The 18,473-nt window shown below is 71.1% G+C and carries 14 protein-coding genes; 6 read left to right on the forward strand and 8 right to left on the reverse strand.

Features of this window, described 5'->3' with window-relative positions; genetic code table 11:
- Positions 1-203: 203 nt before the first annotated feature.
- The 6 genes from ABH920_RS10035 to ABH920_RS10060 all read right to left on the reverse strand — a co-directional run bounded on the left by ABH920_RS10035 (position 204) and on the right by ABH920_RS10060 (position 8,342).
- Positions 204-896 (reverse strand): carbon monoxide dehydrogenase subunit G, encoded by a 693-nt coding sequence (locus ABH920_RS10035; RefSeq protein ID WP_370348627.1) that lies wholly within the window; start codon positions 894-896, stop codon positions 204-206.
- A complete protein-coding gene (gene cutA, locus ABH920_RS10040; protein WP_370348628.1) occupies positions 893-3,289 on the reverse strand; it encodes an aerobic carbon-monoxide dehydrogenase large subunit in 2,397 nt (798 codons plus the stop codon). Before cutA ends, ABH920_RS10035 begins: the two co-directional genes overlap by 4 nt.
- A complete protein-coding gene (locus tag ABH920_RS10045) occupies positions 3,282-3,800 on the reverse strand; it encodes a (2Fe-2S)-binding protein (protein WP_370348629.1) in 519 nt (172 codons plus the stop codon). The genes cutA and ABH920_RS10045 overlap by 8 nt, the downstream gene beginning before the upstream one ends.
- Positions 3,797-4,645 carry a xanthine dehydrogenase family protein subunit M gene (locus ABH920_RS10050; protein WP_370348630.1) on the reverse strand — a complete coding sequence of 283 codons (849 nt, stop codon included), beginning with the start codon at positions 4,643-4,645 and terminating at the stop codon, positions 3,797-3,799. The genes ABH920_RS10045 and ABH920_RS10050 overlap by 4 nt, the downstream gene beginning before the upstream one ends.
- Before the next feature lie 136 nt (positions 4,646-4,781).
- Positions 4,782-6,230: a uracil-xanthine permease family protein gene (locus ABH920_RS10055; protein WP_370348631.1), complete on the reverse strand. Its 1,449-nt coding sequence runs from the start codon at positions 6,228-6,230 to the stop codon at positions 4,782-4,784.
- A gap of 81 nt (positions 6,231-6,311) precedes the next feature.
- Positions 6,312-8,342 carry a PucR family transcriptional regulator ligand-binding domain-containing protein gene (locus ABH920_RS10060; RefSeq protein WP_370348632.1) on the reverse strand — a complete coding sequence of 677 codons (2,031 nt, stop codon included), beginning with the start codon at positions 8,340-8,342 and terminating at the stop codon, positions 6,312-6,314.
- Positions 8,343-8,587: 245 nt separating this feature from the next.
- On the opposite strand from ABH920_RS10060, the gene ABH920_RS10065 reads away from it, so the two are divergent.
- From ABH920_RS10065 to ABH920_RS10085, 5 genes are all read left to right on the forward strand, one after another.
- On the forward strand, positions 8,588-10,690 hold the full coding sequence (locus ABH920_RS10065; protein ID WP_370348633.1) for a hypothetical protein: 2,103 nt from the start codon (positions 8,588-8,590) through the stop codon (positions 10,688-10,690).
- A 23-nt stretch (positions 10,691-10,713) separates the two neighbouring features.
- Positions 10,714-12,369 (forward strand): DUF1116 domain-containing protein, encoded by a 1,656-nt coding sequence (locus ABH920_RS10070; protein ID WP_370348634.1) that lies wholly within the window; start codon positions 10,714-10,716, stop codon positions 12,367-12,369.
- A 415-nt stretch (positions 12,370-12,784) separates the two neighbouring features.
- Positions 12,785-13,753, forward strand: a complete 969-nt coding sequence (locus ABH920_RS10075) for an AEC family transporter (RefSeq protein WP_370348635.1) — start codon at positions 12,785-12,787, stop codon at positions 13,751-13,753.
- 683 nt (positions 13,754-14,436) lie between these two features.
- On the forward strand, positions 14,437-14,751 hold the full coding sequence (gene mihF, locus ABH920_RS10080) for an integration host factor, actinobacterial type (RefSeq protein ID WP_012786078.1): 315 nt from the start codon (positions 14,437-14,439) through the stop codon (positions 14,749-14,751).
- A gap of 184 nt (positions 14,752-14,935) precedes the next feature.
- A complete protein-coding gene (locus ABH920_RS10085) occupies positions 14,936-15,550 on the forward strand; it encodes a DUF1707 domain-containing protein (protein ID WP_370348636.1) in 615 nt (204 codons plus the stop codon).
- A 215-nt stretch (positions 15,551-15,765) separates the two neighbouring features.
- Here ABH920_RS10085 and ABH920_RS10090 read toward each other — a convergent pair whose 3' ends face one another.
- Positions 15,766-16,959, reverse strand: a complete 1,194-nt coding sequence (locus ABH920_RS10090) for an endonuclease/exonuclease/phosphatase family protein (protein ID WP_370348637.1) — start codon at positions 16,957-16,959, stop codon at positions 15,766-15,768.
- A 457-nt stretch (positions 16,960-17,416) separates the two neighbouring features.
- On the opposite strand from ABH920_RS10090, the gene ABH920_RS10095 reads away from it, so the two are divergent.
- Positions 17,417-17,686 carry a hypothetical protein gene (locus ABH920_RS10095; protein ID WP_370348638.1) on the forward strand — a complete coding sequence of 90 codons (270 nt, stop codon included), beginning with the start codon at positions 17,417-17,419 and terminating at the stop codon, positions 17,684-17,686.
- Between the two features lie 179 nt (positions 17,687-17,865).
- Here ABH920_RS10095 and ABH920_RS10100 read toward each other — a convergent pair whose 3' ends face one another.
- Positions 17,866-18,435, reverse strand: coding sequence for a hypothetical protein (locus tag ABH920_RS10100; protein WP_194920220.1), 570 nt, complete (start codon positions 18,433-18,435; stop codon positions 17,866-17,868).
- Positions 18,436-18,473: the final 38 nt, after the last annotated feature.

Consider the following 18,473-nt stretch of genomic DNA (forward strand, 5'->3'; position numbering starts at 1 on the left):
GGTAAGGCCACGTTGGTCGGCTACACCGACGCGGCTGTCGGTCAACGGCATCTGCTTGCGCGCGCCAACACCGCCGGCGCTGCCTGCCGCCGCACAAATCACTTGGCTGAGCAACGGCGCGGCCGCGAGAACAAGCCCTGCGCCGCCGACGTGAAGCGCTCCAGTCTTGCGGCGGCGCGGGCCCGAGTCCGCGCCGCGCGCCGTCATCGTGGCCCCCGGCGGCCGCTCAGGCGGCCCATCAGGTAGCCGAGCGCCACGCCGCTCAGGGCGGCGGCCGCTCCGACGATTCCCGCCGACAGCGCCACCGCGGCGTTGGAGGAGCCCGGTTGGCCCGGCGGCGCGGCGATCGGGAAGGCCGCGACCGGTCCGGTCACCGGCTGCACCACAGTGGTCGCGGCGGCGGTCGGCACCAGCTCGGCCGGCTCGCCGGCCACGGTGCCGGCCACCGCGCCGCGCTCGCGTGCCAGGACGCCGTCCATCCCGGTGAAGAACTGCCCCGCGAGCTTGCGGGCCACGCCGCCGAGCATCCGCTGCCCGACGCCGCCGACCACGCCGCCGATCACCGCGTCGGCGTCGTACTCGACCCGGGTTCGGGCCGCGGCCTCGTCGACCAGCAGCATCCGACACTCCGCGGAGACCGTGCCCGGGGCGCCGGCGCCGGAGGCGCGCAGCGTGAACGAGCGCGGCGCGGCCCGGTCGGCCAGCTCCACGCGGCCCTTGTACGTGCCCTTGATCGAGCCCACGCCGACCGTGACCACCATGTCGTACACGTCGGGGGCGACCAGCTCCAGGCGCTCGCAGCCGGGGATCGCCGCGGCCAGCGTCCGTGGATCCGTCAGCGCTTCGTAGACCCGCCCCACGTCGGCGTTGAGAACCGAGCTCCCGGAGACCTTCACGCGCTCACCTGTTCCTTCCCCGTCTCGCGCGTCGTGCGCGTCTTCCGCAGTTCGTACAGCTCGCTCGGCGAGATCGGCATCCGCCGCACGCTCAGCCCCTCGGCGTCCTCGATCGCCGAGGCGACGGCCGCCGAGGTCGGGATGACCCCGGCCTCACCGGCGCCCTTCAACCCCAGGGGGTTCACTCCCGAGGCGGTCACCATGTGCGCCGTCTGGATGTGCGGCACCTCCGTGGCGAACGGGATCAGGAAGTCCATGTAGGAGGCGTTGACCAGCTGGCCGGCGTCGTCGTAGACGATCCGTTCGTACAGCGCTCCCCCGACGCCCTGCGCGACGCCGCCGTGCACCTGGCCCTCGACGATGCGCGGGTTCACGACCACGCCGCAGTCGTGCACGACGCAGTACCTCAGGATGCGGATATCAGCGGTCTCAGGGTCCGTCTCGACCACGACGCCGTGTGCCCCGGCCGCGAACGTCGAACGCTCCGGCATGTAGTAGCCGGTCGCCTCCAGGCCCGGTTCGTCGCCGGTGCCGACGGCCGCCGCGAACTGCGTGGCCGCCTTCGCCGCCTCGTCGAAGGCGTAGCGCAGCGGGTTCGACAGCACCGCGACCGTGCGCAGGTCGATCGAAGCCGCGGGATCGTCACGGCGGCGCACGGTCCCGTCGACGAGCTCCAGGTCCGCCGGATCGGCGCCGCCGCCCAGCGCCGCCGCCGCGATCCGCTTCGCCTTCTCGGCGACCTTGCCGGCGGCGATGGCGACGGCGTTCCCGCTGGTCACGATGGCGCGCGAGGCGAACGTCCCGACCGCGTACTTGAACCGGCGGGTGTCGCCGGTGATGACCGTGATGTTCGCGACGCCGACCCCCAGCACGTCGGCGGCGATCTGCGCCAGGGATGTGTAGTGTCCCTGGCCCTGTGTCGTCAGCCCTGTGGAGACAACGATTTCGCCGGTCGTCTCCACCTTCACGTGCGCGCCTTCGTAGGGACCCATGCCGGTGCCCTCGACGTACGCCCCGATGCCGATCCCGATCCGGCGGCCCTCCGCCGCGGCCGCCGCGCGCTCGGCCTCGAAGCCGTCCCAGCCGACGAGCTCGCGGATCATCCGCAGCATCGACGGGTAGTCGCCGGAGTCGTAGATCAGCGGACGGCCGTCCTGGAACACCAGACCCTGGTCGTAGGGCATCTCCTCGGGCTGGATCAGGTTGGCCTCGCGCACCGCGAGCCGGTCCAGGCCCAGGTACTCGGCGATGGCGTCCATCGTCCGCTCCATCGCGAACACGCCTTGCGGCCGTCCCGCGCCCCGGTAGGGGGTGACGATGACAGTGTTCGTATACAGCGAGGTGAACTCGACCCGGTACGCGCCGACCTTGTACGGCCCCAGCAGCTGCGTGGACGTCACGATCGGCACGATGATCCCGTAGGGCACGTACGCGCCGTTGTCGTGCCAGATCTCGACGCTGAGCCCGTGCAGCCGGCCCGCGTCGTCGAAGCCGACCTCGACGTGCTGCTGCTGGCCGCGCTCGTGCGCGCTGGAGATGAAGTGCTCGCGCCGGTCCTCGACCCACTTCACGTCCCGGCCCAGCTTCATCGCGGCCCACGGCACCAGGATCTCCTCGGGCCAGGGATGCACGATCTTCACGCCGAAGCCGCCGCCGACGTCGGGGGTGATCACCTCGACGCGGTCCGGCGGCAGTTCCAGCTTGGCCGCCACGGCCAGGCGGACGCTCGTCGAGGTCTGCGTCGAGGTGTGGACTCGCAGGGTTCTGTCGTCGGCGTCCCAGTGCGCCAGGACTCCCTTGCCCTCCATGGGCATCGAGGCGCTGCGCTCGATCTGCAGGTCCAGCGACAGGCGGTGCGGGGCGGCGGCGATGGCTTCGTGGGCATCGCCCTTGCCGTTGGTCTGCACGCTGCGCGCGGCGATGTTGCCCGGCACCTCGTCGTGCACCAGGCGCTGCGCCGCCCTTGCCTGGTCGATGCCCACGACCGGCGGCAGGTCCTCGTACGTGACCACGATCCGCTCGGCCGCGTCCTCGGCGACGTAGCGGTCGGTCGCGACCACCATGACCACGGCCTCGCCGACGTGGTTGACCTCGTCCTTGGCCAGGCAGTACGGAGTGCGGGGGTGGGTGAGGTCGGGGTGCGGGATCAGCAGCGGGAGCGGTTCGGCGACGCGGCCGGGCAGGTCCTCGTAGGTGTAGACGGCGACGAGGCCTTCGACGTCCAGCGCGTCGGTGACGTCGATGTCTGCGATGCGTGCGTGCGCGTTGGGGCTGCGGACGAACGCTGCCGCGAGGGCGCCTCGGCCGAGGTCGTCGACGTAGCGGCCGTCGCCTCTCAGGAGCCTGGGATCCTCTTTGCGGACCAGCGGTTGGCCGACGAGCTTCTCACTCATGCGGTGCCTCCCGCTCGCTCTTAATCTGTGTCTCATTCAGAATCTCCGCCGCGCGAAGGACCGCGGCGACGATGTTCTGGTAGCCGGTGCAGCGGCACAGGTTCCCGCCGATCGCCTCGCGCGCCTCCTCCTCGGTCGGCTTGGGGTTCTCCTCCAGGTAGGCGGTGATCGTGGTGATGAAGCCGGGGGTGCAGAATCCGCACTGCAGGCCGTGGCATTCCTGGAAGGCCTGCTGCACCGGGCCGAGCTCGCCGCCGGGATCGCAGCATCCTTCGACGGTGGTGATCGCGTGGCCGTCGACCGAGACCGCGAAGACGAGGCAGGACCGGACCGGGACGTCGTCCAGCAGGACGGTGCAGGCGCCGCAGACGCCGTGTTCGCAGCCGAGGTGCGTGCCGGTGAGGCCGAGGTCCATGCGCAGGAAGTCGGCGAGCAGGCGCCGGGCCGGGGTCTCGCCGCGCCGGGTGACGCCGTTGACCGTGACAGTGATCTGATGCAGTTGCTCGGTCACGGGGCCACCGCCTCGTACGCCGCCTTCAGCGAGCGCGCGGTCAGGACGCGTGCCAGATGCCTGCGATACTCGGCGGTCGCGTGGATGTCGTCCTCGGGGTCGAGCTGGTCGGCCGCGTGTTCGGCGGCGGCGTCCCAGTCGGCGCCCGCGGCGGTCACGTCCACCAGCTGCGGCACCGGCCCCACCCCGATGTACACCGCCTTCGCGGAGGTCACGGCGCCGGACTCGTCGACGCGGACCGAGGTTCCGACCCCGCACATCGCGTAGTCGCCGTTGCGCCGTGACAGTTCGCGCCAGTCGGTTCCGGTACGGCCTTTGGGTTTCGGGAAGTAGGCCTCGATGGCCAGCTCGTCTTCTTCGCAGGCTGATTCCATCGGGCCGACGAAGAAGTCGGCCGCCTTGACGACCCTCTCCCCGGCGCGCTCCGAGCGCAGAAGCACATCGCCGTCGAGGAGCAGCAGCACCGCGGGCATCTCAGCACACGGATCCGCGTGCACGAGGCTGCCGACGGTCGTTCCGCGGTTGCGGATGGTCGGGTGTGCGACGGTGCGGACGGCCTGGCGTAAGAGGGGGACGGCTTCGAAGGCGTGGGTGGCGCGTTCGACGTCCGCGTGCCGGGCCAGCGCGCCGACCCGGACGCCTTCCAGGTCCGTGCGCACATAGGCGAGCTCGTCCAGGCGGTTCACGTCGATCAGCCGCGCGGGCGCCGTCAGCCGCATGTTCAGCATCGGCACCAGGCTCTGGCCACCGGCCAGGACCTTCGCGTGTCCGCCGTGTTCCGCCAACAACCGCACGGCCTCGTCGACCGTGTCCGGGTCGTGATACACCACCGGCGGGGGCTTCATGGAGGCATCCTCTTCTCGCCGAAAGGGTCGCGGCGACGTCGACTTCTGCCGAACACCGCCGCGATCGCTGGCTGAACTTGCCCAAGGAAGGTGCACGAGGGGCATGTCGCCGCGTTTCCTGCCTGCCTGTCGCTGTTTACTCCTGGGGTTTTACCCCGCTCGGGGGGCCCGATGCTTCGGTTGGGCCGTCCGCGCCGGACGCTGTGGCTGTCTCGGCCAGTGCGGGGGTCTTCAGGTGCGGCGGGGCGATGAGGCGGGCGGCGTGGTAGCAGACGATGGTCACGATGGTGCCGAGCGCGATCCCGGACAGCGAGAAGTTGTCGGTGAACTTCAGGCTCGTGTTGCCGATGCCGATGATGACGCCGGCCGCGATCGGCACCAGGTTCAGCGGATTGCCGAAGTCCACCCGGTTCTCGGTCCAGATCTTGACACCGAGCAGGCCGATCATGCCGTACAGGACCACGGTGATGCCGCCGAGGACACCGCCGGGAGTGGCCGCGACCAGGGCACCGAACTTGGGTGAGAGGCCGAACAGGATGGCCACGAGGGCGGCGACGTAGTAGGCGGCCGTGGAGTAGACGCGGGTGGCGGCCATGACGCCGATGTTCTCGGCGTAGGTGGTGGTCGGCGAGCCGCCGAAGGTGCTGGCCACGACGGTGCCGAAGCCGTCGGCGGCGATGGCGCGGCCCATGTACGGGTCGAGGTCGTCGCCGGTCATCTCGGCGACCGCCTTGACGTGCCCGGTGTTCTCGGCGACCAGCGCGATCACGGCCGGGAGCACGAGCAGGATGAAGGCCCACTTGAACTCCGGGAAGTGCCAGCCGGCGATCTGGTGCACGCCGATGCCGTTGGTCTTGTTCGGGAATCCGATCCACTTGGCTGATTTGACGGCGTCGAAGTTGACGCGCCAGTGCGTGGTGTCGTGGCCGGCGCCGGAGTCGTAGGACGTGATCCTGCCGAAGATCCGGTCGACGATCCAGGACAGCACGTAGCCGAACACCAGCGCGACGAAGATCGCTATCCGGCCGAGGAAGCCCCGGACGCCCACCATGATGCCGATCGCGACCAGCATGGTGACCAGCGCGATCCACTGGTCCTGCGGCCAGTAGACGTTCGCCACGACCGGCGCCAGGTTGAAGCCGATCAGGAGCACCACCGCGCCGGTGACGACCGGGGGCAGGACGGCGTGGATGATCTGCGCGCCGAGGAAGTGGATCAGGACCCCGACCACCAGCAGGACGCCGCCGGCGATCAGGATGGCGCCGGTGACGTGCTGGTCGTCGCCGCCCTGCGCGCGAATCGCCGCGACGCCGCCGACGAAGCTCGCGGAGGTGCCGAGGTAGCTGGGCACCTTGTTCTTGACGATCAGCAGGAAGCAGATCGTGGCGATCCCGCTCATCATGATCGCCAGCTGCGGATTCAGGCCCATGACCAGGGGGAAGACGAACGTGGCGCCGAACATCGCGACGACGTGCTGCGCGCCGAGGCCGACGGTGCGCGGCCAGGACAGGCGCTCGTCGGGGCGGACGACGGAGCCCGGTGGTGGAGTCTTGCCTTCGTATGCGACCCGCCAGCCCAATGTCATGGAGCGGACTGTAGCCACGGTGTGACCGGGGTCACAAGTACCCTCTGGTTACCTCTTTCGCAGGTCGTACGGCTGTGAGGTTCACAGGCCTCGCATGTGGAGGATACGGAGAGCGACCGAAAGGTCGAGACGGAGATCGGGGCGCTCCATGAAGGGGCCGACGAGGCGCTCGATCTTGCCGATGCGGTAACGCAGGGTGTTGTAGTGGAAGTGCAGGCGGCGAGCGGCCTCGGCGACGTTCAGGTTGGTGTCGAGGAGGACTTCGAGGGTGGTGCGCAGGTCCTCGGCGTCGGGATCGCCGTCGGCGGCCAGGCCTTTGAGCGTCTGGCGCGCGAAGTCGCGGAGCTCCGCCGGGTCCGGGACCAGGGAGAGCAGGCGGTAGACGCCGAGGGCGTCGAAGTGCGCGACCGAGCCGGGACCGTTGAGGCGGCGGCCTATGCGGACCGCGCGGCGCGCTTCCTCGTAGGCGGCGGGGAGGTCGGCGACGGTGGCGACGCGGCGGGAGACACCGGTGGAGAAGGTGCGGCGACCGCCTCCGCCAGTGCCGGAGACCTCGGCGATGAGGCTTTTGACCAGGGGGTCGGGGTCGTCGCCGGTTTTGAGGACGACGACGACTTCCTGGTTGAAGCCGGCCACGGGGTTGGTGCGGTCGCGGGCGGCGACGACGGTCTGCCAGGCGGCGGCGAAGCGTTCGCGGGCGGGGCGGAGGGCGTGTTGGGAGGCGGGGAGGACGGATTGGCCGGGGTCCAGTTCGGCGACCAGGACCATGAGGTGGGGGGTGGGGCGGGGGGCTTGGGCTGCGGCGGCGGGGCTTTGGGGCGCGGCACTGACGGTGCCGGAGGCTGCGGCTGCGGCTGCGGCTGCGGCCGGCGTGGCGGCGTCGGCGGGGGTCGGGGCGGCGGTGTCGCCCGCAGGGGCCTGAGCGGCAGCGGCGCCGGATCCGCCGCCGTTGGTGGTCGCGCCGTATTGCCCGGTCTGGTGCCCGGCCTGTTGCCCCGTCTGGTGCCCGGCCTGTTGCCCCGTCTGGTGCCCGGCCTGTTGCCCCGTCTGGTGCCCGGCCTGTTGCCCCGTCTGGCGCCCTGTCTGGTGCCCCGCGTACTGTCCTGGTCCCCTGGTGCCGTTCTGGGGACGGCCGGCCGGTGCGCGTCCCGGGCTGATGTCCCAGCCGAGCGTCGCGGCGTGCGCGGCGGCCGACTGCAGGTCCTCCAGGCGCCCGGTCAGCAGGTCTCTGAGGAAGTCGGCGCGGTACTTGTCCTCGACCGCGGCCACCGCCAGCTGCTTGACCACGGACAGCGCGGCGACCGTGGCGGCCCGTTCGAGCGCCGCGACGTCGGCGGCGTCGAAGGCGCGGCGTCCGGCGAAGGCGACCAGGCGGCCGTGGTCGACGCGTCCGGCGACGATCGGGACCAGCGCGTGCTGCGTGCCGTGGTGCGCGGTCAGGCCGGGCTGCTCGGCCTCGGTGCGCAGGCGGTGGTCCGCGTCCGGGCCGGGGGCGGCGTCGAAGCAGGGCAGGTGGCGGACGGCGTCGGCGCCGTGCTCGGCCAGCACCCGGCCGTCCGGCGTGGTGACCAGGACCGGGCCGCCGAGGATGTTCGCCAGCTCGGCGGCGAGCTCGGCCAGGCCGCCGCCCTCCAGCGCGATCTGCGCGAGCGTGCGGTGGACGTGGTCGGCGCGGGCCAGGACGGCGGACTGGCGGTCGAGGACGTCGGACAGGACGTCGGTGAGGATGTCGTCGAAGGCCACACCCTCGGGCAGCTCGATCACCGGGAAGCCGAGCGCGTCGGCGGCGGCGAGGAGCTCGGGCGGGAGGTCGCCGAGGTAGCGGTGCGGCTTGATCGCGATGGCGGACAGGCCGGCACGGTCGAGGTCGCCGATGAGGTCGGTGAGCGGCGAGGGCGAGTGGCGCAGCGGGTAGCCGGTGGTGAGGAGGAGTTCCTTGGGCTTGACCCAGGGGAGGATGTCGGGGACCTCCATCACGTTGACGCGTTCGACGACGCGGTCGTGCCCGGCGTGGCCGGCGACGATGCGGGCACCGGCGAGGGCGGGGAGGGCCAGGGCCTGGGTGACGGTGAGGCCTATGGGGGCGGGGGTGCGGGTGGCTGGGGTGCTCACCTCTGGACTTTCCGACCGTAGGCGCACGCCCGGGCTCGGCTCCGTCGGTTCGGTCAGTTCCGTCGTCTCCGTCCGCCGTGCCGACTCTGCCGGCTGTGTCATGCGCTGTCCCCCGTTCGCCTCCGCCGCCTCGCTTGACGATGTGGATATCTGCGAAGCTCTGGCGCTGTCCTTGTCAGGATTGCCCATGCCCGGACAGTAGCCCCGAGGTCTAGCGTCGCGACAGGCCCTCGCGGAAAGGATCGATGCCGGTGTCGGTGCCAGTGGGAGGCGGAGCGGTCGACGACGTGGCGGTCGAGGCGGCTGAAGCGGCCGGAGGCGCGGCGGCCGAGGCGGCCGGAGGCGCGGCGGCCGAGGCGGCCGGAGGCGCGGCGGTCGAGGGCGTGGCGGTCGAGCACGTCGAAGTGCGGCGCGGGGAGTACCACGACTCGGTGACGCTGATGCTCGCCGGCCGCGCGGTCGCCGGGGTGGCGGGCGCGGAGCGCGTGCTGGTGGCGATGGCGACGGAGCTGAACGTCGCACTGCTGGCGGAGCTGGGGTACTCGGCGCAGGGGCACTCAACGCTGGCGGACATCGGGCCGGCCGACCTCATCGTGGCCTTCACCTGCCCTTCCGCACCCTCGGAATCGGCGGCGCTGGAGGCACTGACCACCTCGCTCACGCCCACCGCCGCATCCACATCACCGCCCGGTGGCCCCATCACAGCCCCCGGACATCCGCACCCTGACCAGGCCGGCAACCCCGCCCCCCGCACCACAGCCACCGCACTAGGCCGAACGGGTGCACCCATCACCCTGATTTCCACCCCGGGCCTTGCCTCCGTCACAGAGGCCATGGAATCATTGGAATACGGCGCATCACCAATCATTTTCAGCGATAACATCCCTATTGAGTACGAAGTACGACTCAAGGATGAAGCACGACGACGCGGCCTGCTGGTCATGGGCCCCGACTGCGGCACCGTCGTCCTCCACGGAACCGGCCTGGGCTTTGCGAACGTGACCCGCCCGGGCCCCATCAGCCTCGTAGCAGCCTCCGGCACCGGAGCCCAGCAGCTGATGGCCCTCCTCGACGCAGCAGGCGCCGGCATCCGCCACTGCCTCGGCGTAGGCGGCCGCGACCTGACCGAGCAGGTGGCGGGCCGCTCCACCCTGGCAGCGCTGACAGCACTCGCAGAAGACCCGGAAACAGACCTCATCACGGTGGTCTCCAAACCACCGCACCCCACCATCGCCGCCCGCATCAAAGCCCACGCAGCAACGCTCCCCAAACCCGTCCACTTCGCCTTCGTAGGCCCCGACCACCCCACCCTGACCGAGTCCGCGGAACGGATCCTCACCGCCCTCGGCCACGCAGCACCCCCGCACTGGCCGCACTGGCCCCCACCCACGACACCCCGCGAGGAGGACACGACCACCGGCAGGGCGCCGGCCCGCGCCCGCGCCACCACGATCCGCGGCCTGTTCAGCGGCGGCACGCTGCGCGCCGAGGCTGAAGCGGCGCTGCTGCGCGCTGGCGCGCGGAAGATCGACAGGCAGGCATCGGGTGGGTGGGGGGAGGGGGAAAGCAAAAGACTGCCAACGCCCGACGCCGACGACGACGCCGGTGCGCTCGACGCGGCCGCCGCGCGCACGCCCGCCGCTGTGGCCGAAGCTGGACGAGCGCACGCCGGAAACGCTGGCACTGCGGCCGCCGCCGCCGACCAAGCAGAGGCCGCGCACACGCACGCCGGAAACGCTGGGACCGCACTCGCCACCGCCGACGTCAGCCGCGCCGGAACCGCACGCACGCTCACCACAAGTACGGGCACTGCACTCGGCGCTACTGATGCTGACCAAGCAGAGGCTGCGCACACCCACTCCGCGGACGCCGGCAGCCCCGCCGACATGGCCGCCGCACTCCCGGCTGCCGCAAACTCGGGGCTAAGCCATGCCCCCACCGCCGCCGCCGTCGCGTTCGACCTCACCGACTTCGGCGATGACGCCTACACCCGCGGTCGGCCGCATCCGATGATCGACAACACCCTGCGGTTGCGGGCTGTGGCGGATGCGGGTGGCGATGCGGGGGTTGGGGTGCTGCTGCTCGACGTGGTGTTGGGGCGGGGTGCGCATGCGGATCCGGCCGGGGAGGTTGCTGCGGCGATCGCCGGGGTGCGGCGGGTGCGGCCGGAGGTGGCGGTGGTTGTTTCGTTGTGCGGGACGGGTGGGGATCCGCAGGGGTTGGTGCGGCAGGCGGAGGCCCTGGCGGGTGCTGGAGCTTGGGTCTTCTTGTCGAATGCCGAGGCTGCGGAGGCGGCTGCGGTGTTGGCACGGGGTGGGGTGCCGCGTGGGGCTGTTGACCGTCACTGATCGCTACGACTGGCAGGACGTCGATGTCATTGCTCGAAGAATCTGGTTCCGCGATGTCTGACGCCGGTGTGCATGACGGCGCCGAGTCTGCTCCCCCGGTCGCTCGGCTTGCTCCTACGCATGTCGTCGCGGCTGGCGTTGCTGGGTTCGCCGACGATCTTGTGGCGCAGGGGGTGGCGGTGACGCGGGTTGACTGGCGGCCGCCGCCGGTGGGGGCTGAGGGCGATCTTGCCGATGTGGCGCTGGATCGGCGGCGGGGTGAGGCCAATGCGCTGGCCGTGCGGCGGATGCAGGCGGCGGGTGCCGAGTTGGTGGATGTGCGGCCGGCTCGGGAGGTGCTCGGGTTGGCGCCAGGACAGTTTCTGCACGCGGGGCCGCCGATCGGGTGGGGGCGGGCTTCGGGGCCGTTGCGGGGTGCGCTGATCGGGGCGGCGCTGTTCGAGGGGCTGGTGGGGACGCCGGAAGAGGCCGCGGCCTGGTTCGCCGGAGACGGAACCGGGGCGAGGGCTGGGGATGGGGCTGGGGCTGGCGACGGCGAGGGCGAAAACGGCAGCCGCGCCACCGCCAGAACCACCGCCCCCAAACTGGCCCCCTGCCATCACCACGGCGGCGTGGGGCCGATGGCCGGCGTCGTGTCGCCGAGCATGTGGCTCTTCGAGCTGCGCGATCCGGTCTCGGGGGGTACGGCGTGGTGCAGCTTGAACGAGGGGCTCGGCAAGGTGCTGCGGTACGGCGCGTTCGGGCCGGAGGTCGTTGCTCGGCTGCGGTGGATGTCGTCGGTGCTCGGGCCGATGCTGCAGCGGGCTGTGCGGCGGCGGGGGCCGGTGGATGTGAAGGCGATCGTTGCGCAGATGCTGCACATGGGCGATGAGGGGCATAACCGGAATCGGGCCGGGACGCTCATGTTGCTGCGGGAGTTGTTGCCGTCGCTGATTGAGAACGGGGAGGATGCGCGGGATTTGGCTGACGTCGTGCGCTTCGTCTCCGGGAACGATCACTTCTTCCTCAACCTCGTGATGCCCGCGTGCAAGTTGGCGGCGCAGGCTGCGGCGGGGGTGCCGGGCAGCACGGTGGTGACTGTCATGGCGCGGAATGGGACCGACTTCGGGATTCAGACTTCGGGGACCGGGGATCGGTGGTTCACCGCGCCGGCGAATACGCCTGAGGGGCTTTTTCTTGCCGGGTATGGGGCTGGGGATGCCAATCCGGATATCGGGGATTCCGCGATCACCGAGACGGCGGGGGTCGGGGGGTTCGCCATGGCGGCCGCGCCGGCGATCGCGCGGTTGGTCGGGGGGACGGCGGCGAGTGCGGTGGCGACGACGCGGCTGATGTACGAGATCACGCTTGGCGAGAACGCCGCGTTCACGGTGCCGGCGCTCGACTTCCGGGGGACGCCGACCGCGATCGATGTCAGCCGGGTCGTGCGGACCGGGGTGCTGCCGCAGATCAACACCGGGATGGCCGGGCGAGTGGCGGGGACCGGGCAGGTCGGGGCCGGGTTGGTGACGCCGCCGATGGAGTGCTTCACACAGGCGCTCGCGGCGCTGGCGGAACTGGCACGGGAGGAAGAGCGATCGGCACGGGAGGAAGAGCGATCAGCGCGAGCGGACGCCGGACCGGTGCGGGCGGAAGGGGAACCGACGCGGGCGGATGCGGAACTGGCGCCGGGATGGTGAGGCGGCGGATGCGGAAGCACGCGTAGACCCGGAAGGTGAACCGGCGCGGACGGATGCCGAGCTAGTGCGGGCGGAGGGCGAACCGGCTCGGACCGATGCCGAGCTAGTGCGGGCGGAAAGCAAACAGGCTCGGACCGATGCCGAGCTGGTGCGAGCGGAAGGCGATACAACGCGCGCGGATGCGGAACTGGCGCCCGGACGGTGAGGCACCGCCGAGATGGCGAAGGAACGGATTCAGGTGCGCGGAACCGCTCGTAGATGCGGAAGGGAAGCCGGCCCACGCCGATCGGCCGTCGAAGCGACCCCGAACCATCACCCGCCGCCAAATCACCCGAAACCGTAGCACCCACACCGCGCCCGCGCTCCCTACCGCACCCGCCGCAGCTGCGTGCGGTCGCCCCGGTACGGTGGCGCCGTGCTCAACGCGTTCATACCCATCTGGTTGCTGACCGCTCTCGGCTACCTCACCGCTCGGTTCGATCTGGTGGGGGCGGTGTCCGCTGATGTGGAGGCGGTGCTGGGGCGTTTCGTTTTCCGGGTGGCGATGCCGGCGTCGTTGTTCGGGATGTTGGCGAAGGCTGATCTGCACGCGTTGGCGAACACTTCGATCGTGGCGTTCGGGGTCAGTTCGCTGGTGGCGTGCGGGATCGGGTTGGTGATGGGGACGCGGTTGTTCGGGCGTGATGTGCCGAACGGGGCGGTGGTCGCGATGGCTTCCGGGTACGTCAACTCCGCCAATCTGGGCATCCCGGTGGCGGTGCAGGTGCTGGGCAACGCCGTCTTCTTGTCGACTGTGATCCTGTTCAACACCGTGCTCGTGACGCCGATCGTGTTGACGCTCATGGGCCTCAGTGACGGTCCCGCGCCAGGGCTGCGGCAGCGGTTGCGGGGCATAGCCATGCTGCCGGTACACAATCCGATCATCATCGCGTCGGCGTTCGGGGCGTTGGTGTCGGCGACGCACTTCCACGTTCCGGTGGACGTGAGCAGCGCGCTCAGCCTGCTCGGCGGTGCTGCTGTACCGGTGGCTCTGATCACGCTGGGGATGTCTCTGCACGGTGGCAAAAGGGCAGCGCCAGAGGCCACGAATCAGGCTAAGTTCGCAAGAACTAGAAAATCGGTTGTTACTGAGACTATCGCATCGATCACCCTGAAGACGGCCTTCCAACCAGTCCTCGCATACGTCCTCGCGCACTACGTCCTCAACCTCCCCGCGCACGACGTCCTCGCCGTCACCCTCTGCGCCGCCCTCCCCACGGCCCAGAACGTGTTCATCTACGCCAGCGAATACGCCCTCGACACCACCTTCGCCCGCAACTCCGTGATCTTCTCCACGGTCGCGTCCATGGCAGGGCTCTGGACGGTTGCCGCGCTCTTGAAGTGATCGGCTGAAGTGATCGGCGGAATAGCCCGCCCGGCCGTCGCGCGAGGCGGCGTGCGTCACCGGTTCGGGTGAATGCCTCACCTCCGACCAAACGTCGTATTTACGCCACCGAACCCTCACCACGCCGCCCCCCGAACCCCCGCCGCCCCGGACGCGCCGGACGCGCCGCAGGGCCTTCCGACCCCTCGTCCGGCTGGAAACACTCGGCGGGCGTCTCAGGCCCCTCAGCGAGGCCCCAGAAGGCGCGGAACGGGGCGTCGTCGGGCGTTCGGGGCGCGGGGTTCCGGTGCGTGACGGGGTCGCGACGCGGGCGACCGGAATGCTCGGCTTGCCCCTTTCGCAGGGCTCGGAGGCATTCGCGCGCTTGGCGAGCGCCGCTCGCGGGGCCCGTGTCGTGCGGGCTCGCAACGCCCCAGCGCGGTTCCGGCTACCCGCCGGGCGTCGGGCGTGTGCCTCGTTCGGGTCAATCGCCGCTGTGCCGCGGATCACCCGTGCGTTGGTCGCCATTGGGACGCTTTCGCCCGATTCGGGGGGCCCTCGGCCGGCCTCGAACGGCCTCACCTCGGCCGACATGGGGTGGTTCCCCCACCCCTGAGCTGTGATCTGTCGCCGGGATCCGCCATTATGGGCCACGGCTCCGGCGCCGTCGCGGGCCGTGACCGTACTAGGCAAGGAGAAGTTCCATGGCTCTTCCGACACTGACCCCCGAGCAGCGCGCGGCCGCTCTGGCCAAGGCCGGGGAGGTGCGCCGTGCCCGTTCGGAGATGCTGGCCGACGTCAAGGCCGGGAAGCTGTCCCTGAAGGCGGTGCTCGACCGGGCGGCCAAGGGCGAGGAGATGGTCAAGAAGACGAAGGTGACCGCCCTCATCAAGGCGCTGCCGGGCTACGGCCCGGCCAAGGCGGCCAAGCTGATGGCGGACGCCGAGATCGACGAGAACCGCCGTATCGGCGGCCTCGGCGACCGTCAGCGCCAGGCGCTGCTCGCCGCCACCGCCTGATCCGCCAGGTCGAACCGGACGCGAATCCGGGCGATCTCGCCACGGCGCAGCCGGCCGTCCCCGGGCAGGGGACGGCCGGCAATGCCGAGGCCGGGTGAGCCGTCCGGAGGACTCCGTATGGATTCACCAGCCCACACGGCCCCGATGAGGCGCCGCACGGCCCTTCTGGGCTAGCGTGGGACGCATGACTGACCAGCCCGACCTGCGAGCCTCGCACGCGGACCGGGACCGGGTCGTGGAGACGCTGCGGATCGCCGCCGGGGACGGCCGGCTCTCCGCCGAGGAGCTCGACGCCCGGCTGGAGGCCGCGCTCACCTCGCGCACCCTCGGGGAGTTGGCGGAGCTCACCTCCGACCTGCCCGGCACCCCGGACAGCGGTGCCGGCTACGGGCCCGCTCACGGTGCCGCCGCACCGCCGTCGAAGGACGTGCTCGTCATCGAGCAGAAGGGCGGGCAGTTCGTCCGCACCGGGGCGTGGGTGGTCCCCGGGCGCATCGAGCTGCGGCCCAAGATGTGCGACGTCATCCTGGACTTCAGCGACGCCGTCATCAGCCGCGACACCCTGCGGATCGACGCGGACATGCGGCTCGGCAAGCTGATCATCATCGCGGGAGCCGGGGTCGAGCTCGACATCGACGGCCTGACGCTGGCGTTCTCCAAGTTCCGGCTGCGCGGGGACCGGCGGCGACGCTACGGGGTCGACCGGGACGCGCGGCCGCTGCGGATCGAGATCGTCGGCACCCTGAAATACGGCAAGCTGGTCGAGCGGCGGGCCCGGCGGCGACGCCCGGCGCGCTGACGCCGACCGCAGGCAGATCGCACGCCGATCGCACGCCGGCGGGACGCTGACGCACGGCACTGCGACACCGGCACTGCGACACCGCAGCGCCACGGCCGCAACGGCACCGCACCGTCGCAAGACCTGCTCAACCCGGCGACAAAGACTTCCCAAGCTCAGAAAACCTCAGCGGACCTCAAGTATTAAGGGACAACCCTTAATACCCGGGCCGGCACTCAGAACTTCAGATCCGCCTCGATCGGCCGGTGCGCCTGCTTCGGCCCCACGGCCGGCAGCACGGTGCTGGCGACCGGCGTGAGCCCGCGGGACAGCACGTCGTCCAGCCGGACCACCGGGAACGTCGCCGGCCACGTGAACCCGAACCCGCTCCCGGCCTTGGCCTGCGCCGACACCAGGCCGGTGCCGGACCCCAGCAGCGGCCCGATCTCCCGGTCGGTCTGCGCCACGTCCAGGTCGCCGACGACTATCAGGTTCGGCGACTTCTCCTTCTGCACGTCGTCGACCAGCTGCTCCAGCGCATCGCCGCGGGCCACGCCGAAGCCGTCGTGCGAGAGCGAGGGCTGCGGCAGGTGCACGGCGTAGACGGTGACGCTCCGGCCCTGGCCGGCGTTCACGGTGAACCGCAGCAGGCCGCTGAACTCGCCGGCGGAGCTGCTGTCGGCCGCGCCGGACTGGCTCGCCCCGGAGGCGCGGCCGCCGGTCAGGTCCACCGGCTGGCTGGAGTCGATCTTGAAGCGCGACCAGACCACGAACTCGTACATCGCCAGGTGGTAGCCGTAGCGGGCGGGTGCGGCCTGGTCGGCGAGCTCGACGTTCTTCGCCATGCCCTGCAGCACCACGATGTCGGCGCCGCGCTGCTGGGCCAGTTGGGCGATGCCGGTCAGGTCGGGGGTGGTGTTGTCGCCGGCGGAGACGTTCTGGCTGAGGATCCTGATGTCCGCCGGGCCCGAGCCGCCGGTGCGCAGCAGCGTCGGGCCGAAGTCGCCGGCCCAGACCGCGCAGGTCAGCAGGCTGATGCCGATCGCCCACTTCTTCATGCTGAGCAGGGCCACCGGCAGGGCCAGCACGAGCGGGGCGACGGTCCAGGGCAGGAAGGTGTCGACCAGCGAGCCGATGCCCATGAACTCGGGGAGGAAGCGGTGGCCGAGCAGGATCGCGAGCACCAGGACACTGATGATGATGGTCAGCACGGCCAGCTGCCGGCGGGCCCGGCGCCAGTGCGGCTCGTGCTCCTCGGGGTCCCGGGAGTCCTCGGGGCCGGCGGAGGCCGGGGGCGCGGGCGGCGCCGGTTCGGCGGGCTCGGAGGTGACGATCGGGCCGATGACGGTCGGGGTCTCGTCGGGGCCCGTGGAGATTGCGCGGGTCGCCGAGGTCGCCGGCGCAGGGCTCGACGATGCCGGGGCGTCCACGGAAGGCGTCGCGGAAATGGCGTGACCCGAGGCGGGCGAAGCAATGGTGGGCTGGGCCAGGAAGGCAGCGGGCGAAGCCGCAGCGCTGCTTTGCCCGGCCCGCGCGCGAGACCCGGCCGCGCTCGCCGCCGCCCAAGCAGGCAGAGCCGCGGCACCGGTCTGCCCGGACAGCGCGGAAGACCCAGCCGTGCTCGGCGCTGCCGAAGCAGGCGAAGCTGCGGCAGCGTCGGTCGGTGCAGAAGCACCTGACGCAGGATCCGGCTTCGCGAGCGCGGCCGGGGCAGGAAGACCCGCAGTCGGAGCGCCCGGAACAACGGGAGCAGCGGGAGTCCCTGGAGTACCCGGCGCACTCGGAGTCGCGACCCCCCGGAACGGCGTCGCAGGGCTCTCTCGCCGCTGCGTCGGCACCGCCGCGGACTTCCACGTGGCCGAAGCCTGATCGGCCGCGGAACGGATGATGTCACTGATCGCGAACACCGGCGCCGCGACGGCCACCGCAGTGTTCTGCGGAGCCGGGGCACTCGTGCCGCTGGCCGGCGGTATCTGCTCGCCGGAGGTGGATATCGCGGAGTCGTCCGCGGCGGCCGCGCCGTCGGCGCCCGAGGTCCCGTCGGCCGCGTGCTCCGCGCCGCCGTCCTCAGAAGCCCCCACAGCCGCCCCCTGGCCTATCGGCCCCTCGCCGTCCGGGCCGCCCGCGCGCACGCCGGATCCGGCCGAACCAGCCTGAAGTTGATCGAAACGCAAGTCTTCTCGTCCACTCGCCGTGACCAGACCCGACCGTTCCGCGCGCGCCGAGCAGCGTGCACGCGCAAAGGCTACTACCAACGAACGAGTCGTTCGGTCACGGTCCGGTGACTAGAGCAACAACCGTGTCACAACTTCCTGAGACGGCCAACCCGGTTTCGCTCAGAGGCCGGGGGCACCCCAGACCGGGAACCAGCGGCTCAGGTCCGACTCCAGGCGCAGGTCGTTTCCCAGCATGGCCTTGATCTGCAGTTCCAGCGCACCGTCGCGCTGTTCGCCGGCCTGCGGGGCGAAGGGGTAGAACGTGCCGCGCTTGTAGAGGTACACCAGGGCCAGGCGGCGGTCCCGGTCGTCGGTGAAAGACACCAGGGAGCACAGCAGCTGCGGTCCGAATCCGGTGTCCTGCAGCGAGCTGTTCACCGCGTGCAGGTCGGTCACCAGACCGGCGGTGTCGTCCGGTTCGTGGTGCGAGACCAGCCAGGTGTAGCCGTAGGAGTCGTCGCGCGCCTCGACCTTGGGGCCGTTGCCGGCCGCCAGGAGCGTGGTGATGTCCGACTCGACGTCGTCGAAGGCCCGCCCCTCGGCGCGCTTGAAGCACACCGAGCCCAGGCCCGTGGGACGGAAGTTGGTCGCCGCCTGCAGGGTCAGGGCCGCCGACGGCAGGCCGAAGAGCTGGTCGAGGTCCGGCTTGACCGGCTTGGTCCGACCGAGCAGCGTGTCCAGGAATCCCATGGCTACCAGCTTGCCCTATCTGACGAGGGTCGCCGCGG

Source organism: Catenulispora sp. EB89 (assembly GCF_041261445.1).
Lineage (GTDB): Bacteria > Actinomycetota > Actinomycetes > Streptomycetales > Catenulisporaceae > Catenulispora.